Source organism: Candidatus Bathyarchaeota archaeon (genome assembly GCA_026014725.1).
In the GTDB taxonomy this organism is placed as follows: Archaea; Thermoproteota; Bathyarchaeia; order Bathyarchaeales; family Bathycorpusculaceae; genus Bathycorpusculum.
Genome location: JAOZHV010000052.1, coordinates 142740 through 167849 on the forward strand (window position 1 = coordinate 142740; position 25110 = coordinate 167849).

A 25110-nucleotide genomic window follows, 5' to 3' on the forward strand; every position below is an offset into this window, starting at 1 on the left:
GAACGTTTTGCTGTGGGGTTGCGCCTAATTTCAAATAACTAAACGGTATTGTACTTATGGGGTTTCGATTGCTAACTTGGATGAACGCAATCGCCTTGTATGAACGCAATCCCTCATCATACGTCACTGGAAGACACCTTTGCTTGTCTTCCTAATAAACCTGTTTACTAATATTTAACTGTCGAATGCTAAACTGAGCCTGACTTACGCTTTTTTATCTCAAAAACAATCGGAGGCACCGAAGTTCTAGTCTCCAATTCAACGCTCAACAAGCCCTCCATGATGCCCCTCAAAATCTCGCAATCATGAATGAACGGCGTTTTGAGAAGCAAAAACTTGTCTTTCAAATAGAAGTCGCCGAACCCCTGAACTTTGAGCCTGTGGAACACGGCGTCCCAACTTTCCTGCTTACTTGCATCCGCACCAATCGTTGACTGTATAGAAACTCGAAGAGCATCGCCCATTTTCTTGCCTATATCAAACCATTTTTCTTTTGGAATCTCCTGCGTTAATATGTTGAGTAATTCAACGTTAACGAAGGCTATGCGGCTTATTCCACAGTAGTATTCGCCGGGGTAGCGCCAGTCATGAATCATCATTTTCTTGTAGATGTCAAGCATCTTTGAGATGAGCGGTTTGATTCCTGCTTCTTTGCCTTCTTTTAGGAGCGATTCAATGAAGTCCCGCTCGGCTTTTTCAAGAATAATCGTGGTTCGCTTGGCGTCGTCTCTGTGGCGCGAGTCTTCAGGGAGGTCTTTTCTGTCAGCCTGCATAACTAGTATTCTTCGGGCAATATCTAATATGCCTTATGCATCCAGCAAACATATTAAAACTCAAGTTTCTCGACCCAACTCTTCACTTCCTCAAGTAAAAACAATGCTACAAAAGCAACCGAACCACTGATTGTGCAACGCCACAACCAACCATCAACGCAAACCAAACCCAAAAACCAAAAAGCAACATTCCACACAACCCACTGCTTGTTGTTGTGAGGGGAGAGGGGGGTCACACCCAACAACCCCCAAAAAAACAAACATCAAAAGAATACTTAATAAAACAGGTTCTGCCCTACTTTGTCGCCGATGAAGAATCTAAAAAGCTGATTGATGATGCACTCTAGGGTATCTGAGGCAAAACTCTAAGTAACAACCTTCTTGCGGATAAGGAAGAACAACACAACAAGCCCCAAAATGAACAGCACCAAGCCGACGCCGATGGAAGCAAAATACTCCATGCCGATGACATTCGCTAGCAAGAATGGTATGTAGGTTGGACCAACGAAAATCAAGAACACCGCAACAATTGTTAAAACTATCCGAGTGAATTTAGACTCTATACCGCTAACTTCCACATTCTCATTCTCTTCCATCATACGAACGCCCAACTTACTCTTCTTCAAGTGCATTGTTTTCTATTAATCCTTCTTTTATCTCTTTTCCTAAACTCTTCATCAAAAACTTAAAAACCAGAAATCCAGCGCCCCTATCAGCCTTAAAACCCATAGTTGTCCCCAGCAAACTCACGCCGTCAATCTTTCGCTCCTTCGCCAACGCCAACGTTAAGCCTGTTCCACCGACTATTCTGCCCTTACTGTAGATTACGCCGCCTTTCTCCATAAACTCCGTTGCCAACCGCGGAGACGTAGCAGCAATGTAAACCTGAGTCTTATCCTCAGTAATTGGCACACCGCCCATCGTAACAATGAAGCGGCAACCTATTTCTTCAACAAAATCCATCACCGCATCACAAACCGTATAGTGAGCAACCACATCATCAAACGAAGGCTGAATCTCACCCGTCATGATAACCAAGTTATTCTTCTCCATGGGTGCATAAAAGAACTCATACCTTGGCAGATGACAAATGCCTTTGGATGAGATTGAAACGTAATCGGGAAAAGAAGGCGAATACAACTCCGCAAACGGCTTCGCATCACAGAACTTGATGAGCAAATGTGCCGCAATCCTGCCTACGTTGCCAAAGCCCGGTAGTCCCTGAATAAAAATCGGATTATCCAACGTCGGATTCGAAAGCTTACGCAAATACGGCTTATCCATCGGCAAACCACACGCCCAAATAAAACAATGTTCCCCTCTAAAATGCTTTTGCCGACAAACGAAAAAGAAACTATTAATATTTGACGAAGGAAGTAATAGGTGCGCTGGCGAAATATAAGGAATATTCAGCGGGGTGGGGTAGCCAGGATTAACCCGCTGGGCTCATAACCCAGAGATCAGTAGTTCAAATCTACTCCCCGCTACTAATCCTTCAATTCTACTAAGAAGCACAAAAAAGCGTAAAAAAGACTTAATTTGCATTTCAGCAGGTCAGCAAAACTCTAGCCAACAGAAAGGTCTTATGATTGAAGCAGCAGAATTGCTTTAGCTAAGTCTCCGCCGCATTCTTCAAGCGCTTCTTTAGCCTTCTCCAAACTCTTCCCCGTTTGGTCTGCTACCAGTTGCACGTCTTCTTCGCTGAACGCCGGTTTAGCAGGTGCCCCCACGCCTCGTTTGGAGGGCGCTTGCTCGCTGACTTGTCCGCCGATGACTTGGTACATTTTTTGTCCCTGAACCTGCAGAATAGCTACTTCAGGCTCATCAATAACAATATCTTTAGTGTTAGTTCGGATTATGACCTGTTGGACATCAGCGACGGAGTCCATGTTCATGCCCATGCGCTGCATCAGGCGCTTTTGCTCTCGAGGATTCATTCGTCTATGCATAACTTTTCACTATCCAAGTATTCACGCTAGAAGTTGATATATTTAGCTTTCCTTGCTGCCATGCCTGACCTTGACGGCGACACCTGTCTTGAAAGCCAACATTTCCCCACTGGAGAGCACAGCTCGCCCCACAGCCAAAACACGCCTATCCTCATCCAAAACTATGACTTCATCCTTAGCGCCTATCTCATCGTCAACCTTTACGACGTGAACGGCAAAAACGTCTCCGCCAGCCGCAATGTACTGCGCCACATCGTTCTGCACGGTTACAAAGCATTTGGCGAAAGGCGTGTGCTCAGCCATGAACTGTGCAGCTTTGACGCTCAACGAAAGCATTCCATCAGTTGGGCGCAGCGTCGCTAGTCTTTCTCCGTTTAGGTTAATGTAACGTATCCTGCCTGTCCTAGGCGACAGCTGTATCTCGGTATTATCTGGAAAGAGGAGTTCACCCACGCCTTTGCCGAACTGGTAATCAGCGATGCTTCTTACTTTGCCCACTGGATTTTCCATCGTTTCTCATCATATTCTTTTGTTGATATTTCGACAAGTATAAACATAACAAGGTAATAAAGACACTGAAAGGTGAAAGGTCACAATGAGATGCGAAGTCTGCGGACGTAAAATACACACCGAACCCATACGCGCAATCATCGAGGGAGCAAAACTAACAGTATGCGTCGAATGCTCCAAGCACGGAAAAGTAATCCTGCACGAAGAAGCAGACCTCCCTAAAAAAGTCACAGCTAAACCGCAGGCGCCAATCAGCGTGGTTCCGAAGCGACCAATCGTCGCCAAGGTTGAGATTACACAAGAAGTAACCGAAGATTATGCTAACAAAATAAAAGCAGCAAGAGAAAAACTAGCCTTAAGCCATGAGGAACTCGGCAAAAAAATCAATGAAAAAGCCTCAGTTCTGCGAAATCTTGAAGCGGGAAAGATGGCGCCAAACAATCAACTTGCATCAAAACTTGAACACATGCTAAAAATCAAGCTACTTGTCCCTGTTTCTGAAGAAAAAGTAACCACTTTGCCTAAAGCTACAAGTCAAGAATTGACTTTGGGGGACCTCATTGAGATGGATAAGAAAGGGGAGGCTTCCACAGAACGAAAGCCATCCTAGTCCAGCGTAGGCTTAATCGTGAAGAATCAAGCTTAGATGAACTCAAAAAATTGGCGCAATCCGCTGGTTACACTATTGTTGGAGTTTTAGAGCAAACTCGAAGGCCTGATGCCCGTTACCAGATTGGCGCTGGAAAAGTCGAAGAACTGGCCACTATGGTTAAGGAAACAGGTGCAGAAAAAGTAATTTTCGACAACCCCCTGCGAACCCTGCAGACATATAACCTTGCTAAGGCAACTCGTGTCGAAGTCATAGACCGCTTCCAACTCATCTTAGAAATCTTTACTAAACGAGCCACAACAACCGAAGCGCAACTGCAGATTCAACTTGCCACCCTGCAAAACGAGCTAAAGCACGCCAAAGAAAAAGTGCGACTATCCAAAGGAAGCGAGCAGCCTGGCTTTATGGGTCTTGGTGCTTACGAAGCAGACGTTTACAGAGAAGCCATAAAACGGCAAGTTCAAACAATCCTCAAGAAACTGTCAAGAATCCGAGAGAAAAGAATAATCCAGCGGGAACGAAGAGCAGAACTGGGCTTTCTTAGCATTTCACTTGCAGGTTACACGAGTGCAGGAAAAAGTTCACTGTTCAACGCTCTAGCCGAAGAGACAGCACGGGTGGACAAGGCGTTGTTCACTACGCTTTCAACTACAACTCGTGTGGTGGAGTTCTCAAACCGCCGCTTCCTATTAACCGACACTGTCGGCTTTATTGACCGCTTGCCCATCTCGCTGATTGAGGCGTTCCATTCAACACTGGAAGAAACCATCTACTCAGACCTAATCATTTTGGTCATTGATTTAAATGAGCCAATCCAAACCATAGAGAAGAAAAATAACATCTGCCTTGAAACCATCGAGCGCCTTGGAGCCTCAGGAATACCGCTCATCACCGCCCTAAACAAAATCGATTTAATGAATAAAGATGTGGTAGAGCAGAATGTGCAAGCGCTCAAAGACAAGGTTCATAATCCGATTCTTATTTCAGCCAAATGCAAAACAAACCTCGGCACTCTGAAGAAGGAAATTGTGAAAATTCTCGAGTACTTCGTGCAAGCCCAGTTCTCCGTGCCCTTGACAAACAAGACTATGCCTTTTATGTCGTGGGTGCATGAGAAAACGGTCATAAAAAAAGAAGACTACACCAACGACTCCGTCCAAGTGGTGTTTGAGGCTGACCCAGCCTTAGCGGAGCAAGTGAGAAAGAAAGTGAAAGATTTAAATGGAAAATTCCAAACCAACCCAACCAAATAACAAACCCCAAATAGTTGTACTGCGATGGGGGCACAGGCCACAACGTGACGTGCGATTAACTACTCATGTAGCTTTGACGGCGCGGGCTCTTTGCGCCTCAGGCTTCATACTTTCAGACACGCAAGACAAGCACATAGAACAAACTGTAACCAAAATCAGCAAGGCATGGGGCGGAAAATTCCACTTTGAAATGGGAACCCCTTGGAAAGTGGCAGTTCAAAACTGGAAAGCAAAAGGCGGCATAATCGTGCACTTAACCGCTTACGGAGAAAACATTCAAACAAGCGATGTGCTGAGCCGAATCAAAGCACAGAATAAGGATGTTATGTTGCTTGTTGGGAGCCAAAAGGTGCCGGGCGAATTCTACTCCAGCGAGGTTTCGGATTTCAATGTTGCAGTTGGGAATCAGCCGCACTCTGAATGTTCGGCGCTTGCGATATTTTTGGACCGTTACTTTGAAGGCAAAGAGCTTGCTGAGCCGTTCCAGAACGCTAAGATGGAGATTGTTCCCAAAGAAAGAGGCAAAGAAATCAAGACTCGTCGACGTTAATTCACGTCGATTTTTCATAGATATGTGATAAGAGTTTTATGGAAGCATGTAGCAGTATTATAGGTGTTAAAAGGAACACCAGATATGTTATCGACTATTGATGATGCAACTTTAATGAAAGTGGCTTTGGCATTAGGCGAAGAAGATGCCGTAAAACTTATTGAGCATTTAAAAGGCGTAGACGAAATAACTGATGATGAAATCGCGAACAAAACAGCCATACGTCTAAATTCTGTTCGTAAAATTCTCTACAAACTCTACGACCACTCACTTGTTAGCCTCCGTAGAACACGTGACCCCAAAACAGGCTGGTTTATTTTTCACTGGAAGCTTCAACCAGACCAGCTTGAAGGCTTCATTTTAAGCCAGAAACGCCGTGTTCTGGAAAAACTCAACGTTAGACTGGAATATGAGAAAAACCACGATTTCTACTACTGCGGCAGCCCAGAGTGCAAACGGGTTCCGTTCGAAGAAGCCGTCGAACTGGTTTTTCACTGTTCCACATGCGGCAAACCACTGGTGCATTTTGGAAACGAAACCATGATAAGTAGACTTTCAGAAAAAGTCGAATTGCTCAGGAAGGAACTGGGTGAGTGAGAGGCTTCCTTCAAGGGAGCAAGCAATAGCCCTTCTCAAAGACAACGGTTGCTCAGACCACGTCATTAGCCATTGCCTAGCCGTTGCAGAGTTATCCTTAGAGATTGCAAACAAACTCCAAAAGAAAGGCTTAACAGTTAACCTCGCTCTGGTTGAGGCAGGTGCACTTCTCCATGACATTGGTCGCGCAAAAACGCACACTGTTGACCACGCGGTTGTTGGAGCGCAAATCGCAAAGTCCATAGGGTTACCAGAATCTATTATCAAGGTAATCAAGCGTCATGTCGGTGCTGGCATCACGGCAGAGGAAGCAAAATGGCTTGGCTGGCCACAAGACGTGTACACGCCTCAGTCGCTTGAGGAAAAGGTTGTTTCATACGCTGACAAGCTAATCGACAAGTCAGAGCGAATTTCAATCGAAACAGAAATTAAGCGGCTTCGAGAGGAAAACAAGAGTGAGGCTGCCCAAAGAGTTGGATTGCTTCATCAAGAAATGACTAACTTGCTTGGCAATGAAAAATGACCATCTTAACGTTGCTGGTTAAAGCTTCAAACACAGGCCAACTAAGACAAGTAGGTGACTTGCTATCAGCAGAATTCGAAGACTTAGACGTTGAAGCTAAAGTTTTAGGCAACCCGATCAACAAGTGGGTTCAAGTTTCCCTCTCAGGCGAAGATGAAACCATAGCCGCAAACTACATCAACAAGGAAATCGGCACATGCCCCACAACTCTCGAGAACGCAAAAAACCAGCCAGTCTTGAAAGGTTACATTTCAAAGATTGACCAAACCAAGCAGGAACTAAAAGTTGACGTTGGAATTTTCGAGCCCAAAACGATGCATGCAATTGTTCCTTTGTCGCGTTTGCAAGCTCAACTTGCAGAGGGCAAAGAGGTTGCCTTCAAAAAAATTGTTGATGCCTTCGGGTTGGCTGAAGGGTTGCCTTTAAGCGTTAAAGAAATTGGCGAAGAGGCGGAAGGGTTAGGCACAGAATTATCAAAGCCGCAAGTTGAAAAGTTGCTGGGGTGGCAGCAATCGCTTTTGGATAGACTGATTATTTTGGGTGCAGCCCGCGGCACGGTTGATTCTGTGCTGGAGCGAACAAGGCTAGACAGGGATGTTATCGATTTGGAAGCGCTTGGATTTTTTGAGCATGCTTTAACGTGTAAGCTTGGGACTGATGCGACTGGAGTTATTCCAAGAATTGGGGGGTACTTGAAACATTCTGTTTTTGTTGTCTTTAGTGCCAAGAAAAGCGTTAGTTTTCTGGGTGAACAGGGATTAACCTTATAATCTGGTACATAAATAGTTGAACGCTCTATAATCCAAAAATGAATTATGAGAGGGAGAGGGGTTCATGAGTCAAAGTGAAGATAGAGAGAGAAGAAAATATCGGATAGATATCGGAGCTTATGGCAGCATAGGCGTTGAAGCACCAACAAAAGAGGAGTGCCTCGAATTATTCAAAGAGGTTACTCGAACGCGGCGCGACTCGAAACTAGACGAAGCAATAAGATAAAACACTAAAGTGTTCATTCTCTCTTACTTTTTTATTAAAGTAGTCGCAACTAAAGCGCACTAAGTCAAAAAGTGCCATAACCAATTATTTATTAGCCAAGAACCTGTAAAGCAGAGCTAGAGACCATGCCTAAACCAACCCGAACCCTAATCCTTACGCACGATGTTGATTGGCCACTTAACGGTCCAGGGAAAGCGCATGTTTTAGCCAGACTCGACAGGTTTCCCCCAGAAATTGTAGCCAAAGTAACCAAGGAGGACTTTAACCCTTACTACGGAATACCTACTATAATGGAGATTGAAGAAAAGTTTGGTGTTCGTTCAACTTTTTTCTTTAGACCAAGTTATGATGACGGCAACGGGGTAAGCCAGTATAGAGAAACGATGAATGCGCTGATTTGTGGTGGTTGGGAAGTCGGTTTACACTGCAACGACACAGCTACTTTTGAACAAGTCGCAGAGGAAAAAGCTCTTGTGGAGAAGGCTACTGGTCAGGCGGTGTTTGGTTCGCGGGTTCATTGCCTAAAAGTCTTGGACAGCACTTTTGAGAATCTTGCTAAGGCAGGACTCAAATATGATTCATCACTCTCGTTCAACAAAGAGAAAATAGACCTTAAAAACACCGGGTTCTTGGAGAAGAGCGGGTTGATTGTTTTTCCGATAACTTTTATGGATGCTTACCTGTTCACTTACATGGGGCTGACTGAAGAGACAATCGTGCCTTTCATGGTGAAAACGATAGAGAAACTGTTTGCCCAAGGCGCTCAGATGTTGACGTTGCTTTGGCATGACAACGCCGTTATGATGAAGGGCGGCAGAGCCTATGGGGAACTAATCAAGCAGCTGGCTAATGCCCCAAAAGAGATAAAGTTCCTAAAGGGCATAGAAGCCTACGAGATAGTCAAACAAAAAGGAGAAGCCAAATAATGACAAGCATCTTGGTAACGGGGTCAGGTGGGTCAGGCGGAATAAGCTTTGTCCGAGCGTTGAGGCTTGCAGAGGAACAGCAAAAACAAAAAATGTTCATCGCCGCTACCGACCACAACCCTCACTTTCTACAGTTTCCTCAAGTAGACGGTAGAGCGGTTTCTCCAAGGCATGATGATGCCGCGTTTGTTCCTTTGCTGTTGGAGCTTATCAAGAAGCATAAAGTTGAGTTTTTGCACCCTCACCCAAGCAGTGAAGCACGCATCGTTTCAGAAAATCTTTCCGTTTTCAAGAAAGCGGGCGTTAAGACCTATCTGCCTAACCCAAAATCAATCATGCCCGACAAAACCGAAATCCAAAGCGCCCTCTCAAAAAAGAAAGTGGCAGTCGCTAAAACTGTTGAGTTGACCACTCTTGACGACATTGACAGAGCCTTCTCGGAGCTCGGCGCGCCTCTTTGGATAAGAGCTAAACGCGGAGCAGGCGGAAGGCTGGGCTTGAAGGTGGATTCGCCAGAGCAGGCAAAGCATTGGGTTGAACTAAACAGGCTTCAGCACCGAAGCGAGGTTATAGATTTTATTATTCAAGAGTTTTTGCCGGGCAGGGATTTGGCTGTTGATTCCTTATGGTTCAAAGGACGCTTGGTAACTTCTTACGGGAGGGAGCGGCTTGAGTACTTCCTAAAGCACATTTCGCTCTCAGGAATCACTGGCACTCCAACAATAGCGAGAACTGTGGCTGATGAAAAAGTGAACAAGGTAGGCATCGAAGCGGTAAAAGCGTTAGACCCTAAGCCGCATGGGTTTTTCTCAGCAGACATCAAAGAGGATGCTTCTGGCAACTGTGTGGTTACTGAAGTCGATGGCAAATGGCACACAACCGCGCCGCTTTGGGGCTTTGCCTTCGCAAAAGCATTCAACAAGCCAGAGTTGAACTTAGCTTACCAGTACCTCAAGTTGGCTTTGAGCGATGGCGATGCAGATTTGGGCTTGCCCAGCTACAACCTGTTTCCAGCGGACTACTATTTGGTGCGGCAGCTTGATGCTGGCGTAATTCTTCAAAGTGGGGATAAAACATGGCGCGTAGTTTAGACATCAAAGCTGTTGCTCTTGATTTTGACGGAGTAGTCACCAATCTGGATGTTGACTGGAGGGACGCTGTGCGCCGAGCGTCCGAAATTGCTGGCTACGAAGTGAAAAGCCTCAACGTGTTCTATGAGACTAATGGCGAAACTGGGCTTTTCAAAAAAATCAGCGATGAAATAGAAAAGCTGGAACTGGATGCCATAAAGAAAACGCAGCCTAAGCAAAGCATCAAAGAGTTTCTCCAAAAAATCCGAGAAGAAAAAATTAAAATCTTCATGGTTTCCATGCAGAGTCGCAAGGTAGTTGAAACCTTTCTGAACATGCATGGGTTGGCAGGCTATTTTGAGGATATCATAACACGCGATAGGTGCCCAAGCAAAAGAACCCAAGTTGAGTGCATCCTAAAACAAACGGGAATCACTGCAAGCGAGGTTTTGTTGATTGAGGATTCTAAGAAAAACATCGGTGTATGCAGGAAACTGGGTGTGGTTTGTTTTCTCTTTGACAGGAATGCGAGTCCTAAAAAAACCAAGCACACGTGGAATAGGATTTTGGGTTTATTAAAAATAGGTAATTTGATTTCTTAGAACAGGCTCGCGTTTAGAGTACGTCGTGTTCTTCTTTGCAGTGCGTCTCATAGTCTTCGCGGTTATCGTAAACTTCTTGGTCTATGGGGCACTTGAACTTCTTGTCCTTGGTCATTTCAGGCTCTGGAATAGTTACGCGAGGTGCCGTGCGTTTGAGTTCATCACTTTCAGGCAAAACTTCACCTCCAAAGGTCTGGTTGCTAAAACAGACACATAGCTGGTTGAATGATTATTAAGAGTATGTGACTGTACGTAGCCAACAACCAACCGTTAAAAAGCAAGTGCTAAGCCCAAAATTTGCGTTTAGAAAAAAGAAAAAGAGGGATAACAATTGGAAGGGATTTTACGTTTCAGCTCTTGCGATAGTAGACTATACCTGTTACTCCGCCAAAAGCGACAGCTAATAGTACTCCCCCTACCATGAGGGGCAGAGTATTGTCAAGAGCGCCTGTGTTTGTCGCTATCAAGTTGGCTTCATTTTCAGCACCGGGCACTTGAGCGTCATCAGCGGATTCACGTCCGTCTTGGTATAGTTGATAGATTTTGTCATCCTGTGTTATTGTTGAGTTTTCGTCAGGCGCGATTTTTTCTGGCACGTCAGGGTTCGGTGTGGAATCAGGTGCAGGAGCTATAAGGTTTGGCTCTTCATCTGTTCCTGCTTCTTCTTGGGCTGCTGCCACTGAAAATAAGGCGCTACTCAAGAGAACTGTTGCGAACAGTGATATGACGAGCAGGGTTGTTTTTCGCATTATTTATTCCTCGGTTTTTGCTTGTTAGAAGTAGAGGGTGACTGGGTATTTAGCACCAAGCATGCGAACAAACCGTCCAATTTCTGGAACCATCATGGAAAAGCAACAAATGTTATTTGTGGGTCAAGTCGGGACTTGAATCAGCGACCTTGGCAACAGGGCAACTTGCCTTGTAAGTCTGCGCAGTCAGCGATTTTAGGGTGCGAAAAATGCATAAAGGATAGTGCTGTAACTACTTTTCGAGGGGAAATAAATATGGTTGAAAAAGAATCCGAGACTCTAAAGGGAACAGCCCTTGACATCTACCGTTTACTGCTCAAAGCCAACAAGCCGCTGGGCATCAGAGAAATCCAGCGCATCCTAAAACTCAGCAGTCCCTCAATAGCCCAGCATCACCTCGCCAGATTGGAGGAGGCGTGCCTTGTCAAACGAGAATGGGGCGACTACGTAATCAACCGCGTGGAGCTGCAGAACTGTGTAAAAATCAGTAGCTTCCTAATTCCCCGGCACTTCTTCTACCTCATATTTGCCGTTGGGGTTTTAGCGCTGGAGCTTGTGGTTCTTGAGCCGATTTTCACCCTCGCGTATGCAATCTCAGTCGTCGCCGCACTGGTCTTTATAGTGATTTTCGGATATGAAACAATCAAAGTCTGGCGTAGGGGTAGCCTATAACAAGTCCATGCATGACAGGTTCACGATAACCTGTATTTTTGGCAGTCAAGTGACTGTACTAAACCGTAGTACAAAATCGCCTAGACCGTAGAAATAATAATTTAATATAGCTTTCATAGAAAAGCTGGGGAACGAGAGAAGATGGGAATCTTAACAAGAGCCACAAGAAACATATCCAGAAGAAAAGCAAGAGCGTTCTTGCTGATTGTAGTGTTGAGTTTGGCTTTGGCGATAATAATTTCTTTGCCGCCAAACATCGTCGCAAACCAGAAAGGCAACCAGGGGGTGCTGGACGAAATATTTGGCGTCATCGACAGCAATAATCAGGCTATGAATATCACTGCAACCCAACTGGACTGCTCTCTACAATTACAATTTCTCCATAATCAAGGACCATACAAAAATATGACTATGATGGTAACGCCATTTTTGAACATATCTGACTACGCTAACCTTACCTCTATCCCAGAAATCGCCGACGTTATACCTATAATGTATTATTGGATACCAGATGAGGAGAACTTTTTCTTCAATGCCACTTACAATGGATATAACTACGTGGGCTTCATGAACATTTGGGGAATACCTTTAGACGCCTCTTATCTCGAAAGGTTTCCCTCGGTTATTCCTTCAACGGCCACAGCGACTTTCAGCACAAGAGCAAATATTACCGCTGGCAGAAACCTAGAGGCTGGAGACCATGGCGTCGTCGTTTTGCAGGATTTTATTGCTCATTACTTTAACGCCAGCGTTGGCGACACCGTTAACATTTTAGGGCAAAACTTTACGGTAGTAGGCATTCAGGGAACGAGAAAATCAGGCGGCCAAGAGTTTGATATGTACATGAATCTTGAGGATGCCCAAAAAATCACCAACACAACGGGGCAAGCACTAACCCTCGTAGTTTTTGCTGATAGTGTAGAAAACGTAGAGACAGTCGAGAGTAAAATCAAAACTGAATATTCCCAGCTTGATATTCAGACTAATAAAGCGTTGATAAACAATATTTTAGATGCCCAAGAACAATGGACGCGGCAGATGCAAACAGCACAAGCTAAAATGAGGAATATAGAAAACACCGGTATACTGATTATAGGCATCGTGGTGGCTGCTCAAATCGCCATAATACTGCTTGTCATGATGTATAATGTTCGAGAGAGGACCAGAGAAATCGGAACCCTCAAAGCTATGGGCGCAAGCAACAGAATGATTCTGGGGCAATTCATGATTGAAGGCACACTTCTGAGCCTAATCGCTGGCGTAATCGGTATAGTCATCGGTACAGTTGGTGCATCAGCAATAGGAACCCTGCTTCTGCCACGTCTAAACCAATATGGAGTCGATTTGATAACTGTAGATGGACAAGATGTGGCGGTACCCCTTGCTATTACAATAACCCCCGAGCTTATCCTTGCTGGATTGGGTATTGCATTGGCGCTGGGAGCGCTTGGCAGCCTCTATCCGGCATGGAGAGCAGCAAAAATCCGTCCAGCGGAGGCGATGCGCAATGATTGAGACAGTTGTAAAAATCGAAAACCTATCCAAGACATTTACGCTTGGCAAACGCAAAATACAACCTCTAAACGGCTTAGACCTTGAGGTTAAACGAGGCGAGTTCACAGCCATCATGGGACCTAGCGGTTCAGGCAAAACTACTCTGCTAAATCTTATCGGCTGCATGGACAAACCAACAGACGGCAAAATAACCATAGACAACATAGACATTGCCCATCTGCCAGAATCAGAGCTATACAAGATACGACGAGACAAAATAGGCTTTGTATTCCAAAACTTCAACCTGCTACCCTATCTAAACGCAAGGGAAAACGTCGAGCTAGCAATGGAGTTAGCAAGCAAGTTCAAAGGGCAACGAAAACAGAGAGCACTCGAACTACTCAATACCGTTGGTTTATCTGGAAGAGAACAACACAGACCCCAACATTTAAGCCAAGGAGAACAACAACGGGTCGCAATTGCACGAGCACTAGCCAACGACCCAGCCATAATTTTAGCTGACGAGCCCACGGGCAACTTGGATGCCGCCAACAAACAGGAAATCGTCAAGTTGCTGGCAAAGCTAAACCAGACACAGGGCACAACCATCTTGATGGTGACGCATGACGAGCAGGTTGCGGCACATACAGAACGGATGCTCTTGTTAAATGAGGGAAAAATAACCCAAGAAAAACAGGGCTCATAAAACAGTGCTTGAGCAACAAAACAAATCACAACTCGCGGGGATTTTGAAACCAATGGTGGGCATCAGTGCTCTTTGGCTCGTAAAGCCATGCTGAACTTGCTGTAGTTTTGTATTTTACTTAAGTGGGTTAAGTACTTAAGGGGGGTTAAGTTCCTGCCGTTTTTCAGCCGCGCCCAAGAAAGCCAAACCTAAACCAAGGGCGCTTACCGCTACTTGTACTGCGTCCACAACCAACAAGTAATCCAAACCAGACGCAGGCACAAAAAAGCAATGCGCAGATAAACCCGCTGGAAGATGATGAGCAAGGAAGCTACTTTCTTCTTCTACTACTAGAAAAAACAAAAACCGAAAACAAGTGGTGGGGCTGCCCGGATTTGAACCGGAGTCTATAGAGCCCAAGTCTACAAGCCTAGACCAAGCTAGCCGACAGCCCCAAACCGTGTCGCAGACAACAATAATTTCGCAAGAACCATAAAAACCTTGTCAACCACCAAAACAAAAACAACATCAACCAACCGCACACCCAAACACACAAACACCACAAAAACCAAAACAACCACTAATCAACAACTTGTTTCCTCACCATGCAACAACATACATTTATTAGATTTCCCCTCCGCCTTCTTAAATGGTGAATTTTAATGCATCATAAAGGAAAAACAATAATCATGGCCGCTCTTTTAGGAGTAGCAATCGGCGCATCAGTCGCAACCATATGCCTGCACGCTAAAAAACACCAAGACAAAGGCTACCACTAAACACAAAACCGCCCTTTTCTCTGCCACGTAACCTTATCCAACCGCTCCGCCCAGAACAGCCTTTACTCTAAACTACTCAAACCTCACCACCAAAAACCTCTTCATATAGGAGGATGGTAATTGCAGTGCGATAAAACTGCGACCATTTGAAGTATAAATAAGGGGCTATAACTATAAAATTACAGCTAGCTCAACCCCGCTCCAAAAACACTTAAAAGTTAAAAAGACTTTTTTCAAGTAGTCACCGCGGAGAGGATTTTGTCTTGGTCAACAAGTTACCAATAGAGAAATTGAGAAACGTTTGTGATGCAAGTTTTATGCAGTGCGAATCAACCAAAAACCTGCAACCCCTAAGCGAAATTATCGGACAAGAAAGAGCCGTTCGCGCTCTCAAATTTGGACTCGGCATCAAAAATAACGGCTTTAACATGTACGTTGCAGGTTACCCCGGCACAGGAAGAAAAACCGCCACTAAAAACTTCGTTGAAGCCCAAGCTAAAACACAGCCTGTTCCGCCAGACTGGTGCTACGTAAACAATTTCAGCGATCAATATGAACCAAAAGCTATTCAACTGCCAGCGGGAAAGGGCAAAGAATTCAAAGAAGACATGAAGAACTTTATCGAAAACATAAGAACTGCACTGCCAAAGGCTTTTGAAAGCGAAGACTACATCGCCAGAAGAGAATCAACACTCAAAGGACTCGAAAACCAAAGAAAACAACTAATCCAAGAACTAAACGCAAAAGCCCAACACGAAGGATTCGTAATCCAAACAACACCCATCGGCATCCTGCTCATCCCAGTTTTAGACGGCAAACCACTAAGCGAAGAAGAAATTCTAGCCTTACCCCAAAGCATGAAAAACAGGCTTCAGGAAAAACGCGAACATCTCGAGAAAGAGTTCACTAACACCATGAGACAACTCATTGACATGGAAAGGCAAATCCATGAAGCCCTCAACAAGCTAAACAAAGAAGTTGCCCTCTACGCCATCGGCAACCAAGTGCAGAATCTCATGGAGAAATACAAGGCTCTATCTGAAGTTACAGCTTACCTTAAGGCTGTAGAAAAAGATATCCTAGACAATCTACAGCAGTTTGTAGGAAGAGGAGAACGAAAACAGCAACTTTCCCTCCAGATGCCATGGATGCGCGAAGAACCATTCAGAAAATACGAAGTCAACGTTGTCATCGACAACTCGGAAACCACGGGTGCGCCAGTAGTTATGGAAACCAATCCGACTTACCACAATCTTTTGGGCAAAACAGAAAAAGAAGCCCAGTTTGGTGCGCTCACAACAGACTTTACTATGATTCGAGGTGGTTCAATACATAAAGCAAACGGTGGATACCTTATAATTCCAGTTGAGGACCTGTTAAGAAACCCCTTCTCATATGACGGTTTAAAACGAGACCTAAAAGACGAAAGCATAGTCATAGAAGAACCAGAAGAACGCTACGGCTTTCTGAGCGTTAAAAGCCTCAAGCCGCAACCCATAAAATTAACCGCCAAAGTAATCCTCATTGGTAACCCCTACATTTACCAAATGCTTTTCCAGCTTGACCCTGACTTTCGAGAGCTCTTCAAAATCAAAGCAGAATTCGACACAACGATGCCCCGAACAGAAGAAAAAATCAAAAAGTATGCGGCTTTTGTTTGCATGCTCTGCGAAAAAGAAAACCTCAAGCACCTTGATGGCTCAGGATTAGCCAAACTTGTTGAATACAGTTCAAGAATTGTCGAAGACCAATACAAACTGTCAACTCAATTCTCCAACATCGCCGACATCATCCGAGAATCAAACTATTATGCCACACAAGAAAACTCCCAGCACATAACAGGCGAACACGTAAAGAAAGCCATAGAAGAAAAAATCTACCGCTCAAAACTCATACAAGAAAAAATCCAAGAAATGATACAAAGAGGATTCTTCCTAATAGACACCGTTGCAGAAAAAGTTGGCCAAGTCAACGGGTTAGCAGTCATGGGCTTAGGCGACTTCGCCTTTGGGAACCCCTCACGCGTAACAGCAAGCATCGGCTTAGGCAGAGAAGGCGTAATCGACATCGAGCGAGAATCAAAAATGGGTGGTCCAATCCACACTAAAGGTGTGCTGATCCTAAGCGGTTACATCAACGACAAGTATGCGCGCGATAAGCCGTTGAGTCTTTCCGCTCGGTTGGTTTTCGAACAAAACTATGAGGGAGTTGAGGGCGATAGTGCATCAAGCACAGAATTGTACGCTCTCCTGTCAGCGTTGTCTGGTCTACCGATTAAACAAAACATTGCGGTGACAGGCTCCGTTAACCAGAAAGGTGAAGTCCAAGCTATCGGCGGCGTGAACGAGAAAATTGAAGGATTCTTTGAAGTATGTAAAGCTAAAGGGCTAACTGGCGATCAGGGCGTTATGATTCCTGAAAGCAACGTGCAAAACCTTATGCTAAAAGAAGAAGTCATTGACGCTGTAAAAGCTGGCAAATTCAACATATACTCAGTAAAAACCATCGATGAAGGTATAGAATTGCTTACTGGAACCAAAGCTGGGCAGAGGCAACCAGAAGGCGGCTTTGAAGAAGGGACAGTTAATTACCTTGTGGATAAGCAGCTCAGAGAGATGGCTGATAGACTCAAAGGATACCTGTCTTTTGAGGTGCAAACCAAAAAAATGGAAAGCTAATGAACTATTGGCAAAAATCAGCTTCGTTAATTGCCTTATTTGACGAAAATGTTGTTTCTAACTGTTGATATTAAATCTTAATTCTTAATAATCAAAAGCTTTTTTACTGCTTTCAACCATTACAATGCAGTGGTGTACCCTTGAAAAGCAAGCATAAACGCCTCAGGCTTCTGCTTTTCCCCATATTCATCCCTATATTCATTATAGGATGGTGCATGAGTTTCTTTGGCGATAATCGGAGAGCAAAACAGAAGAAGCATAATACAAAAAACAAAGCGGACTTTAGCTTCATGCCAGCCATTTTTGAAAAGGAACAGGAAATTACATAATAGTATCACTAATAATACATGCTTGTTGGCTGATGTCATACAACCACAATTCCATTTATAGTTGGCGAAGAGTTGTTATTTTGCGAGAAATAGCCATCCAAGAGGTACACCCATGCTTGGCAGACCACCGTTAAACGGGACGCGCGTCGCCCAGACACCCTAAAGAAGGATTAGGGTTACTATTTTTGATTCGCGTTCTCGTCTTAAACTTGGGTGGTCTGCCAAGCCTACTTTTGGTTACAGCAGTTGCATATATGTTTAGTTGGTTTTTTCTATAGAATTTATAAGGGTTAGCTGCAATCATAATGCTGGGAAGCTAACGTTGAGTTATAAGGCAAACATGCATCCGAAGGTCAGCAAGGCAGAAATCGAAATATTCAAAGCCCTAAGCGTTGCTGGATTAACCAATGGCATGGTAACCCAAAAACCCATCATCCTGAAAACCACTATCCCTGACTTTTGCTGGATAAACAAGAAGAAAATCGTCTATATAGATGGACTTCCAGTTCATTCCAGCGATAAACAGCAACAGCGGGATGCCGAGATTTTTGATCTCTTGGAGGCTCAAGGCTGGGATGTGCTTAGGATTCCGTATGAGCCGCCTTTAACCGAGCAAGGTTTGCAAGAGATAGTTTTGACGATAAAACGTTTTTTGAACATTGACGAGGAAGACATTGAGTAAACGGGTTTTGTCAAGGGTCAGGTTCACATTACAACATATCTGCAGATGATTTCGTGTTACCGAGCAACCTTTTTTTGAAAAATGTGTTATTTGACAGGTTCACGGTAAAAGTAACCATACACATAGCAATTTTCGTCTTTTGTAAACAAGGTTTTATTACTCAAATTGCAGTTAACTTAAAGAACCAGCAACCACATACCTAAACAAATTGTAAAACTAAAAACGGGGAAAGTGGTGTAAGCAGCAAGTGGCTCAAGCAACCTTTGAAGAAATAAGCGCATCAGATTTTTTTTACCGTAACCGAGACATTGCAGGCTTAACAAACCCATCACGAGCAATTTTCGTTGCTATACGAGAAATCGTGGAAAACTCGCTCGATGCAGCTGAAAGCCAAAAAATTCCTCCAGACATTTATGTGCGATTGTCGTTCGAAGGAGAAGCTACTAAAGACACGCAAATCTACCGATTAAGAGTTCAAGATAACGGTAGCGGAATACAACCTCGTTTCATTCCTTCAGCTTTTGGGCAGGTTCTCTACGGAAGCAAATACAAACTAAAACAAATGCGTGGAACGTTCGGTTTAGGCGGAAAAATGGCAGTTTTATACGGGCAAATTACGACTCATCAACCTGCGTTTATAACGTCTTGCACTGGGCAAACGAAAATTTACAGTTTCAAACTGATGATTGACATCCAGCGCAACCGCCCCATAATCCTTGACCGAAAAGTCCTCATTAACAAGGACAACTGGCATGGCACCATCGTCGAATTTACCCTCGAAGGCGATTACCTGCGGGCTATGCCAAAAATTTTAGAGTATTTCAAGCAGACCGCCATGGTTAACCCATACGCCAACTTGACATTCGTTGACCCTAAAGGAAGGCTCTACAAGTTCACTCGCGCCACCACAAAAATGCCTGAGCCTCCCAAAGAAACCATGCCGCACCCATACGGTGTTGACGTGGAACTGCTTCAGCGTCTTATCCAGATAACGTCATACAAAACTATGACTGATTTTCTAAAGGGTCATTTTCACCGAGTTGGAGACATTACTGCACAAAAATTCCTCGAATTCAGTGCATTACCTCCCACGAAAAACCCCAAAAAATTATCTCATGAAGAAATAGTCCGCTTGATGCAGAACCTGAAGAAATTCAAGGAGTTCCTTCCACCGGACGCCAGTTGCCTCTCACCATTAGGCGAGGAATTGCTCAAAGCGGGTGTCACGAAGGAACTTAAACCAGAATACCTCGTTGTGCACCAGCGCAAACCGGCCACGTACGCTGGACATCCATTTATCATAGAGATGGCGATGGCATACGGCGGCGAGGTACCCAAACGGGAGAATTTTGTAATCTACCGCTTTGCCAACAAAATCCCCTTACTTTATGATGAAGCAAGCGATGTTTCTTACCGCGTAATCTCTACCATGAATTGGCGACGCTACAAGGTTTCACCAGACATGCCAATCGCCATTGTAGTCCACATTTGCAGTACTAAAGTGCCCTACAAAACTGTTGGGAAAGAATTCATTGCTGACCGACCTGAAGTGCGCAGAGAAGTTGCGAATTCTCTACGTGAAGTTGCTCGTCAACTTCAGCATTTCCTCAGTCGCCAAGAGCATGTGCACATGGAAAAGAAGCGGCTGGGAATCTTCAGTAAATATCTTCCGAAAATTGCTCAGTTCGCAACCACTTTGGCGCAGGAAGAGAAAGTTCCAGATATAGAAAAACTCCTAAAGAGTGTGCAAAAATATGGAGCAGAAGAAAGTTAAGATAACTGAAAAAAAACAAGAGGTCCTCAGAGGACTTAAGACCTTCGGTGCTTCGATTTATAATCAACTCAACCAAGGTGTATTCCCAACAGTAACAATGCCCAGCCGCTCCACTGAAAACATCACATACGATCCATCTCTGCGCCAATACATCCTTGGCGAAAAAAGTGTTGACAGAAGTGCCAGAAACATCCGCCACATTAAACCCTTCACCCAGCTTGCTTGGGTTGCAATGTTTAGTAATGAACTTACTAGTCAGCGTAAAACCTCAACGTTAAGAGATGTCTACTACTCCGCGCAAGCGTACGAAATGACATTTGCTGACCAGCAAGAATCAAACAACATAATCACAGACCTAGAAACTCTTACAGGTTTTGCACGAGAAGACTTCAGCATATTTCCCGAAGAACGCAGCGCAATTTTCGGCGACCTCGACATTGGCTATACTGTTCCCGGCTATGAAGGCAAAACGGTGAATTTAACCAATCATCCTGACGGCGTACTCATTGGACCCGCCGTAACTTCTGCAGAGTTCATAAAAACCAGCGCTGACAAAGTCATAGCCATCGAGAAAGGCGCGCTCTTCACCAGATTCATCGAAGAAAACGTCCACACCAAACACAAATCGTTGTTAATCTCATGCGGTGGACAAGCGCCAAGACAAACCCGCAGTTTCATACGCCGACTGCACGACGAGCTTGGTCTCCCCGTATACATACTGACCGATGGCGACCCTTGGGGCATGCACATCGCCCAAGTCATCATCTCAGGTTCAGCCAATGCTGCCCACTTAAGAGACTTAAACACGCCAGACGCTGTTTGGAGTGGAGTTTGGGCAAGTGACATCATCGAATACAAGTTGCCTACTGATCCGCTAGATGAAGTGGACATCAAACGTCTCTATGAACTGCAGAAAGACCCAAGATACCAAAACGACCCCGTTTGGCAACGCGAAATTAAACTAGCCCTCAAGATTAGGCGTAAGACGGAACTTGAGGCTTTCAGCCGCTATGGCTTAACTTACATTGTAGATGAGTATTTGCCTACTAAACTGGAGCAGCAGCCAAACGGCGCAAACGGCAAGAAAAAGTAATTCTTTGCACTTTTTTACCATATTTAGACTTAAATTACACATCACTACCTTTCACACGATAAGAGTTTATCAACTCGACAGTAAATAGTAAAAGCTGAAGGTCAAGCAATGAAAAAACAAATCAACTGGCAACTAATCTTTAAAGAATGCAAAACCCAGATAGAAGCAGGCATCATCCCACACTTAACAACTCTGCGTCAACCGCAACCTGACTTAGGCAGAGGCGCTGGCGGAGACGCCGTGAAACCCGTGGATTTAGCCGCGGAAACGGCAATCATTAAAACGTTACAGCAACACGGTGTTTCTTTCACGCTGGTCAGCGAGGAGTCAGGCATAAAAGAGTTCGGCAACTCAGCCAAAGAGTGTTATGTAACCGTTGACCCTATTGACGGCACAACGAACCTGATGCATGGGTTGCCCTTTTACGCTTCCTCTATCGCGGTTTCACATAAGCCTGAACTTGCCGATGTTTATGCTGCTTTGGTTGCTGATCTCGCCCACGGTATAACTTATACAGCGTTTAAAGGAGAAGGCGCCTACCGTGACGGCGAAAGAATCTCAACATCAAAAAACACCTCTTTGGATGAAGCATGCTTGGGCTTGGACATAAACAATTATCAAGCCAAACCCATGCTTCCTAAGGTTAGTGCTCTAATCGAGAAGACAAGGCACATTCGACATTTTGGCGCCAACGCCCTAGAAGTCTGCTACGTTGCAGATGGCTCAACAGATGCCTTCATTGATTTGCGGGGGAAAATTCGCACGACTGATGTTGCCGCTGGCTTTCTTATCGTTAAAGAAGCCGGTGGAATAGTAAGCACGGCAGACAATAAAGAAATAAACGTTGGGCTTGACCCTAAACAGAGCCTGAGTTTTATTGCTTCAGGCAACGCGGAGCTTCACAAAAAAATCTTAAATTTGGTAAAACCCTAATGCTGAATTTGCTCTTGCCTCACCCTGCAGCCCTCATAAAAACCGAAAAAACCAGAACACTCCTTATCGCTGATCCTCATCTGGGCTGGGAAAACTCTCTGCAAGAAAAAGGTATCCATGTGCCAAGCCAAACCCAGAAAATCCTAAACAAGCTCATCTCGATTATTACCAAGTACAAGCCTGACAAGCTGGTTATTCTTGGTGACGTGAAGTACACTGTTGTTTCCAGCGAACTGGGTGAATGGCAGGACATCCCTGACTTTTTTGCCAAACTGCAAGACCACATCAGCGACATAGCCATTGTACGTGGTAACCATGACGCTAACCTTGAACCACTCTTGCCAGAGAAAATCTCGCTCTTGCCTGCAACAGGAACCGTTATCGGTGATGTCGGAGTTTTTCATGGACACAAATGGCCTTCTCCAGCCATACTTGGCTGTAAAACGCTGGCTATGGGGCACCTGCATCCAGTGGTTGTTTTCCGTGACCCAGCAGGCTTTAAGATTACACGGCAAGTCTGGATGAGAGCAGGTTGCAAAGCCGAAGCCTTAGCAAAAATTCTCCTGCAAAAACACGGCATAAAAATCGAGGGTTCAGTTGCCCAAACACTACAGAAGCACTACAACGTTAAACCAAAAGCGAATGAACTGATTATTATGCCCAGTTTCAGCGATTTCTTGGGTGGCAGACCAGTAAACGAAACAAAACCACGAAAAGAAATCGGAGCGGAAGCCCTCATTGGACCTGTGTTGCGCTCGGAAGCAATCGATGTGGATGACGCTGAATTGTATCTTTTGGATGGCACTTACCTTGGGACTCTAAACCAGCTAAGGAAACTATAAAGACAAATAGGAATAGGTTACTACTACGTACATCCCAACGCTGGTCTGCTGATGGATAATACCACGTACATCTCAAAACTTAGTTTGTACGTAGGTTCATTTTCCTTAATTTACGCAGTAGACATTCGCGCCTCAGATATGTGCGCACAGCTTTTTTAACTAAAAAACCTGCGCGGGTCAGTATCTATGTCCACAATCGCAGGTTTAGTAGCCTTCAGTGCGTCATCGACTGCTCTTTCCAAGTCGCTGGGTTCTGACACTTTAATTCCCACGCCGCCCGAATGCTTAGCAAAATCGGCAAAACTGTAATCAAATAGTTCTGTCTGCCAGCCCTCGTAGCCCTCAACTTTCTGCTCCTGCATAATCATACCCAACCGCTTATTGTTAATGACAAACACTTTGATGGGCAACTGGTACTTGAGCGCTGTCAAGAAGTCGCCTAAAACCATGGTTAACCCCCCGTCACCAGTTAAACAAACAACCTGCCTTTTCGGGTAAGCCAACGCAGCCGCTAACGCTCCAGGCAAACCAAACCCCATCGTAGCTAAAGTTCCACTCATCACCATCTTCTGAGATTTCTTCATCCTAAAGTTGCGTCCAAACCACCAGCAATTCTCGCCAACATCAAGCGAAATTACCGCGTCATCAGCAATCTTCTCGTTTAACACCTTGATAATGTAAGGTGGACGAATTGGTTTCGCGCTGGCGTCTGCTTCTTTTTCAAGCTGGTTTAGCCACGCCTGCTTGAGCCGTGAAACCTCCGCTAAGTACTCTGCGTTCTCTTTTTTCTTCACGTGCTCAGTCAACTTGGGAATCAAAACCGCACTATTACCCAACAACCCAACCTCCACAGGGTAGCGGCGAGCAATCATTAACGGATTAATGTCAATCTGCACCATGCGTCTCTGCGGAATCTGAGTCAAATCCGAAAAAGACGAGCCAATCACTATTAGCAAATCAGTCTTCTCCATAAGTTCCCCAGCCGCAGTTGAGCCGACACCGCCATGGCAACCAACATACAAAGATTCATTCTCATCAACCACGCCTTTAGCTCTAAAAGTAGCCATAATCGGCGCGCCAATCTTTGAGGCCAACGCTAAAACCTTGTTTCCTTGTCCCCTAGCTCCGAATCCAGCTAAAATCACTGGGCGCTTCGCTTGGTCAATGATGTTTGCTGCCTTCTCAATCACCCATGCCTCTTGGCCATACGCCAAATTAGGCATTCGCCCCTCAAACGGCAAAATCTCTGCTTCATAGGGCAACTTTTGCACATCGTTTGGGATTCCGATGTGGGCAACGCCTTGATCTAAAAGTGCGTGCTTGATTGCCAAAGTCGCCAGCGAAGTCGTTTGGTCTTCAGTCATTAAAGTTTTGTTGTAAACGCTTATGGGCTCAAAAAACGCGTGCTGATCAATCTCTTGCACTGCACCTTGACCAATAAGTCTTCTAGCAACCAAGCCAGTTAAAGCTAAAACAGGCGTATGATCCAGCTGAGCATCATACAAGCCAGTGGCCAGATTCGTTGCGCCAGGACCCGAAATCCCAAGACAGGCTGCCACGTGCCCAGTTAACTTTCCATATGCTGAAGCCATGAATGCTGCTGTTTCTTCATGCCTGACCTGAATGTATTGGACTTTGCCGTTAGTTTTCCGTATGGCATCTACTACGCCGAGGGTTGATGTGCCTGGAATGCCGAAAACATATTTGACTCCCCACTCAGCGATTTGGTTAATCAGAATCTCTGAAACCGTGTGTTCAACCTTTTTTTCTGACGCCTTCTCAGATAGCAAAACGAATGCTGATTTGGGGACTCCGCAAACAGGGCATACCCACTCTTTTGGCAAGTCGGCGAACTTGCGTCCTTCTTTCTCCTCGTCAAACACATAATTACAAACTGTGCACCTGTATTTCGCCATAATCAACCCTCAAAAACATTACAAACTAAATCACCTTCGCGCTTATCAGTTTATTGGAGCCACCGAAAATAATCATTAGCTATCGAACAATTCATAAACCGCTCCAACCAAGTATTTCCCAGTAG

The 25110-nt window shown here is 44.8% G+C and carries 28 protein-coding genes and 2 tRNA genes; 20 read left to right on the forward strand and 10 right to left on the reverse strand.

The annotated features are described in order from the left end of the window. Positions 1 to 188: 188 nt before the first annotated feature. From NWE95_11140 to NWE95_11150, 3 genes are all read right to left on the reverse strand, one after another. Positions 189 to 773 (reverse strand): hypothetical protein, encoded by a 585-nt coding sequence (locus NWE95_11140; protein ID MCW4004454.1) that lies wholly within the window; start codon positions 771 to 773, stop codon positions 189 to 191. 365 nt (positions 774 to 1138) lie between these two features. Then, positions 1139 to 1372 (reverse strand): hypothetical protein, encoded by a 234-nt coding sequence (locus tag NWE95_11145; protein MCW4004455.1) that lies wholly within the window; start codon positions 1370 to 1372, stop codon positions 1139 to 1141. Positions 1373 to 1385: 13 nt separating this feature from the next. Then, the gene (locus tag NWE95_11150; protein ID MCW4004456.1) at positions 1386 to 2057 is read right to left on the reverse strand and encodes a PAC2 family protein; all 672 of its coding nucleotides are present in this window, start codon (positions 2055 to 2057) and stop codon (positions 1386 to 1388) included. A gap of 127 nt (positions 2058 to 2184) precedes the next feature. On the opposite strand from NWE95_11150, the gene NWE95_11155 reads away from it, so the two are divergent. Beyond that, positions 2185 to 2260, forward strand: a tRNA-Met gene (locus tag NWE95_11155). Positions 2261 to 2356: 96 nt separating this feature from the next. Here NWE95_11155 and NWE95_11160 read toward each other — a convergent pair. Both NWE95_11160 and NWE95_11165 read right to left on the reverse strand, forming a co-directional pair. After that, positions 2357 to 2722, reverse strand: a complete 366-nt coding sequence (locus tag NWE95_11160; protein MCW4004457.1) for a nascent polypeptide-associated complex protein — start codon at positions 2720 to 2722, stop codon at positions 2357 to 2359. Positions 2723 to 2764: 42 nt separating this feature from the next. Further along, a complete protein-coding gene (locus tag NWE95_11165; protein MCW4004458.1) occupies positions 2765 to 3232 on the reverse strand; it encodes a pseudouridine synthase in 468 nt (155 codons plus the stop codon). Positions 3233 to 3317: 85 nt separating this feature from the next. Here NWE95_11165 and NWE95_11170 point away from each other — a divergent pair, with 85 nt between their 5' ends. The 10 genes from NWE95_11170 (at position 3318) to NWE95_11215 (ending at position 10359) form a co-directional block, all read left to right on the forward strand. Continuing rightward, positions 3318 to 3842: a multiprotein bridging factor aMBF1 gene (locus tag NWE95_11170; GenBank protein MCW4004459.1), complete on the forward strand. Its 525-nt coding sequence runs from the start codon at positions 3318 to 3320 to the stop codon at positions 3840 to 3842. After that, complete coding sequence (gene hflX / locus NWE95_11175) at positions 3836 to 5095, forward strand: GTPase HflX (GenBank protein ID MCW4004460.1); 1260 nt, start codon at positions 3836 to 3838, stop codon at positions 5093 to 5095. Before NWE95_11170 ends, hflX begins: the two co-directional genes overlap by 7 nt. Continuing rightward, positions 5064 to 5645 (forward strand): tRNA (cytidine(56)-2'-O)-methyltransferase, encoded by a 582-nt coding sequence (locus NWE95_11180; protein MCW4004461.1) that lies wholly within the window; start codon positions 5064 to 5066, stop codon positions 5643 to 5645. Before hflX ends, NWE95_11180 begins: the two co-directional genes overlap by 32 nt. 84 nt (positions 5646 to 5729) lie before the next feature. Continuing rightward, a complete protein-coding gene (locus NWE95_11185; GenBank protein MCW4004462.1) occupies positions 5730 to 6242 on the forward strand; it encodes a transcription factor in 513 nt (170 codons plus the stop codon). Then, a complete protein-coding gene (locus NWE95_11190) occupies positions 6235 to 6765 on the forward strand; it encodes an HDIG domain-containing protein (GenBank protein ID MCW4004463.1) in 531 nt (176 codons plus the stop codon). Before NWE95_11185 ends, NWE95_11190 begins: the two co-directional genes overlap by 8 nt. Beyond that, positions 6762 to 7535, forward strand: a complete 774-nt coding sequence (locus tag NWE95_11195) for a DUF2110 family protein (GenBank protein ID MCW4004464.1) — start codon at positions 6762 to 6764, stop codon at positions 7533 to 7535. Before NWE95_11190 ends, NWE95_11195 begins: the two co-directional genes overlap by 4 nt. Before the next feature lie 64 nt (positions 7536 to 7599). Next, positions 7600 to 7761 (forward strand): hypothetical protein, encoded by a 162-nt coding sequence (locus NWE95_11200; GenBank protein MCW4004465.1) that lies wholly within the window; start codon positions 7600 to 7602, stop codon positions 7759 to 7761. A gap of 125 nt (positions 7762 to 7886) precedes the next feature. After that, positions 7887 to 8687: a hypothetical protein gene (locus NWE95_11205; GenBank protein ID MCW4004466.1), complete on the forward strand. Its 801-nt coding sequence runs from the start codon at positions 7887 to 7889 to the stop codon at positions 8685 to 8687. Then, positions 8687 to 9778 (forward strand): hypothetical protein, encoded by a 1092-nt coding sequence (locus tag NWE95_11210; GenBank protein MCW4004467.1) that lies wholly within the window; start codon positions 8687 to 8689, stop codon positions 9776 to 9778. The genes NWE95_11205 and NWE95_11210 overlap by 1 nt, the downstream gene beginning before the upstream one ends. Beyond that, complete coding sequence (locus tag NWE95_11215) at positions 9763 to 10359, forward strand: HAD hydrolase-like protein (GenBank protein MCW4004468.1); 597 nt, start codon at positions 9763 to 9765, stop codon at positions 10357 to 10359. The genes NWE95_11210 and NWE95_11215 overlap by 16 nt, the downstream gene beginning before the upstream one ends. A gap of 13 nt (positions 10360 to 10372) precedes the next feature. Here NWE95_11215 and NWE95_11220 read toward each other — a convergent pair whose 3' ends face one another. Together NWE95_11220 and NWE95_11225 are read right to left on the reverse strand one after the other, a co-directional pair. Further along, positions 10373 to 10534, reverse strand: coding sequence for a hypothetical protein (locus NWE95_11220; GenBank protein ID MCW4004469.1), 162 nt, complete (start codon positions 10532 to 10534; stop codon positions 10373 to 10375). Between the two features lie 175 nt (positions 10535 to 10709). Further along, entirely contained in the window at positions 10710 to 11108 is a 399-nt protein-coding gene (locus NWE95_11225; GenBank protein ID MCW4004470.1) for a hypothetical protein, read from the reverse strand. Between the two features lie 255 nt (positions 11109 to 11363). On the opposite strand from NWE95_11225, the gene NWE95_11230 reads away from it, so the two are divergent. The 3 genes from NWE95_11230 to NWE95_11240 all read left to right on the forward strand — a co-directional run bounded on the left by NWE95_11230 (position 11364) and on the right by NWE95_11240 (position 13980). Continuing rightward, complete coding sequence (locus tag NWE95_11230) at positions 11364 to 11780, forward strand: winged helix-turn-helix domain-containing protein (GenBank protein ID MCW4004471.1); 417 nt, start codon at positions 11364 to 11366, stop codon at positions 11778 to 11780. 141 nt (positions 11781 to 11921) lie between these two features. Next, a complete protein-coding gene (locus NWE95_11235) occupies positions 11922 to 13295 on the forward strand; it encodes an FtsX-like permease family protein (GenBank protein ID MCW4004472.1) in 1374 nt (457 codons plus the stop codon). Then, complete coding sequence (locus tag NWE95_11240) at positions 13288 to 13980, forward strand: ABC transporter ATP-binding protein (protein ID MCW4004473.1); 693 nt, start codon at positions 13288 to 13290, stop codon at positions 13978 to 13980. The genes NWE95_11235 and NWE95_11240 overlap by 8 nt, the downstream gene beginning before the upstream one ends. A 135-nt stretch (positions 13981 to 14115) precedes the next feature. Here the strand turns inward: NWE95_11240 and NWE95_11245 are convergent, their stop codons facing one another. Next, on the reverse strand, positions 14116 to 14322 hold the full coding sequence (locus NWE95_11245) for a hypothetical protein (GenBank protein MCW4004474.1): 207 nt from the start codon (positions 14320 to 14322) through the stop codon (positions 14116 to 14118). Between the two features lie 14 nt (positions 14323 to 14336). Further along, positions 14337 to 14414 (reverse strand) — tRNA-Pro (locus tag NWE95_11250). A gap of 641 nt (positions 14415 to 15055) precedes the next feature. Here NWE95_11250 and NWE95_11255 point away from each other — a divergent pair. The 6 genes from NWE95_11255 (at position 15056) to NWE95_11280 (ending at position 23069) form a co-directional block, all read left to right on the forward strand. Further along, complete coding sequence (locus NWE95_11255) at positions 15056 to 17416, forward strand: AAA family ATPase (protein MCW4004475.1); 2361 nt, start codon at positions 15056 to 15058, stop codon at positions 17414 to 17416. A 651-nt stretch (positions 17417 to 18067) separates the two neighbouring features. Beyond that, positions 18068 to 18427: an endonuclease domain-containing protein gene (locus NWE95_11260; GenBank protein MCW4004476.1), complete on the forward strand. Its 360-nt coding sequence runs from the start codon at positions 18068 to 18070 to the stop codon at positions 18425 to 18427. Between the two features lie 247 nt (positions 18428 to 18674). After that, entirely contained in the window at positions 18675 to 20201 is a 1527-nt protein-coding gene (locus NWE95_11265; GenBank protein ID MCW4004477.1) for a DNA topoisomerase VI subunit B, read from the forward strand. After that, positions 20182 to 21294, forward strand: a complete 1113-nt coding sequence (locus NWE95_11270) for a DNA topoisomerase IV subunit A (protein MCW4004478.1) — start codon at positions 20182 to 20184, stop codon at positions 21292 to 21294. The genes NWE95_11265 and NWE95_11270 overlap by 20 nt, the downstream gene beginning before the upstream one ends. Before the next feature lie 108 nt (positions 21295 to 21402). After that, the gene (locus tag NWE95_11275; protein ID MCW4004479.1) at positions 21403 to 22227 is read left to right on the forward strand and encodes a fructose 1,6-bisphosphatase; all 825 of its coding nucleotides are present in this window, start codon (positions 21403 to 21405) and stop codon (positions 22225 to 22227) included. Continuing rightward, the gene (locus NWE95_11280) at positions 22227 to 23069 is read left to right on the forward strand and encodes a metallophosphoesterase (GenBank protein MCW4004480.1); all 843 of its coding nucleotides are present in this window, start codon (positions 22227 to 22229) and stop codon (positions 23067 to 23069) included. Before NWE95_11275 ends, NWE95_11280 begins: the two co-directional genes overlap by 1 nt. A 155-nt stretch (positions 23070 to 23224) precedes the next feature. Here the strand turns inward: NWE95_11280 and NWE95_11285 are convergent, their stop codons facing one another. Then, positions 23225 to 24985 carry a thiamine pyrophosphate-binding protein gene (locus tag NWE95_11285; GenBank protein MCW4004481.1) on the reverse strand — a complete coding sequence of 587 codons (1761 nt, stop codon included), beginning with the start codon at positions 24983 to 24985 and terminating at the stop codon, positions 23225 to 23227. Positions 24986 to 25110: the final 125 nt, after the last annotated feature.

Bases quoted from the DNA above. Each gene is read 5' to 3' on its own strand.
- NWE95_11140 (MCW4004454.1), bottom strand. From the start codon at position 773: ATGCAGGCTGACAGAAAAGACCTCCCTGAAGACTCGCGCCACAGAGAC.
- NWE95_11145 (MCW4004455.1), bottom strand. From the start codon at position 1,372: ATGATGGAAGAGAATGAGAATGTGGAAGTTAGCGGTATAGAGTCTAAA.
- NWE95_11150 (MCW4004456.1), bottom strand. From the start codon at position 2,057: ATGGATAAGCCGTATTTGCGTAAGCTTTCGAATCCGACGTTGGATAAT.
- NWE95_11160 (MCW4004457.1), bottom strand. From the start codon at position 2,722: ATGCATAGACGAATGAATCCTCGAGAGCAAAAGCGCCTGATGCAGCGC.
- NWE95_11165 (MCW4004458.1), bottom strand. From the start codon at position 3,232: ATGGAAAATCCAGTGGGCAAAGTAAGAAGCATCGCTGATTACCAGTTC.
- NWE95_11170 (MCW4004459.1), top strand. From the start codon at position 3,318: ATGAGATGCGAAGTCTGCGGACGTAAAATACACACCGAACCCATACGC.
- NWE95_11180 (MCW4004461.1), top strand. From the start codon at position 5,064: ATGGAAAATTCCAAACCAACCCAACCAAATAACAAACCCCAAATAGTT.
- NWE95_11185 (MCW4004462.1), top strand. From the start codon at position 5,730: ATGTTATCGACTATTGATGATGCAACTTTAATGAAAGTGGCTTTGGCA.
- NWE95_11195 (MCW4004464.1), top strand. From the start codon at position 6,762: ATGACCATCTTAACGTTGCTGGTTAAAGCTTCAAACACAGGCCAACTA.
- NWE95_11200 (MCW4004465.1), top strand. From the start codon at position 7,600: ATGAGTCAAAGTGAAGATAGAGAGAGAAGAAAATATCGGATAGATATC.
- NWE95_11205 (MCW4004466.1), top strand. From the start codon at position 7,887: ATGCCTAAACCAACCCGAACCCTAATCCTTACGCACGATGTTGATTGG.
- NWE95_11210 (MCW4004467.1), top strand. From the start codon at position 8,687: ATGACAAGCATCTTGGTAACGGGGTCAGGTGGGTCAGGCGGAATAAGC.
- NWE95_11215 (MCW4004468.1), top strand. From the start codon at position 9,763: ATGGCGCGTAGTTTAGACATCAAAGCTGTTGCTCTTGATTTTGACGGA.
- NWE95_11225 (MCW4004470.1), bottom strand. From the start codon at position 11,108: ATGCGAAAAACAACCCTGCTCGTCATATCACTGTTCGCAACAGTTCTC.
- NWE95_11230 (MCW4004471.1), top strand. From the start codon at position 11,364: ATGGTTGAAAAAGAATCCGAGACTCTAAAGGGAACAGCCCTTGACATC.
- NWE95_11235 (MCW4004472.1), top strand. From the start codon at position 11,922: ATGGGAATCTTAACAAGAGCCACAAGAAACATATCCAGAAGAAAAGCA.
- NWE95_11240 (MCW4004473.1), top strand. From the start codon at position 13,288: ATGATTGAGACAGTTGTAAAAATCGAAAACCTATCCAAGACATTTACG.
- NWE95_11255 (MCW4004475.1), top strand. From the start codon at position 15,056: ATGCAGTGCGAATCAACCAAAAACCTGCAACCCCTAAGCGAAATTATC.
- NWE95_11270 (MCW4004478.1), top strand. From the start codon at position 20,182: ATGGAGCAGAAGAAAGTTAAGATAACTGAAAAAAAACAAGAGGTCCTC.
- NWE95_11275 (MCW4004479.1), top strand. From the start codon at position 21,403: ATGAAAAAACAAATCAACTGGCAACTAATCTTTAAAGAATGCAAAACC.
- NWE95_11280 (MCW4004480.1), top strand. From the start codon at position 22,227: ATGCTGAATTTGCTCTTGCCTCACCCTGCAGCCCTCATAAAAACCGAA.
- NWE95_11285 (MCW4004481.1), bottom strand. From the start codon at position 24,985: ATGGCGAAATACAGGTGCACAGTTTGTAATTATGTGTTTGACGAGGAG.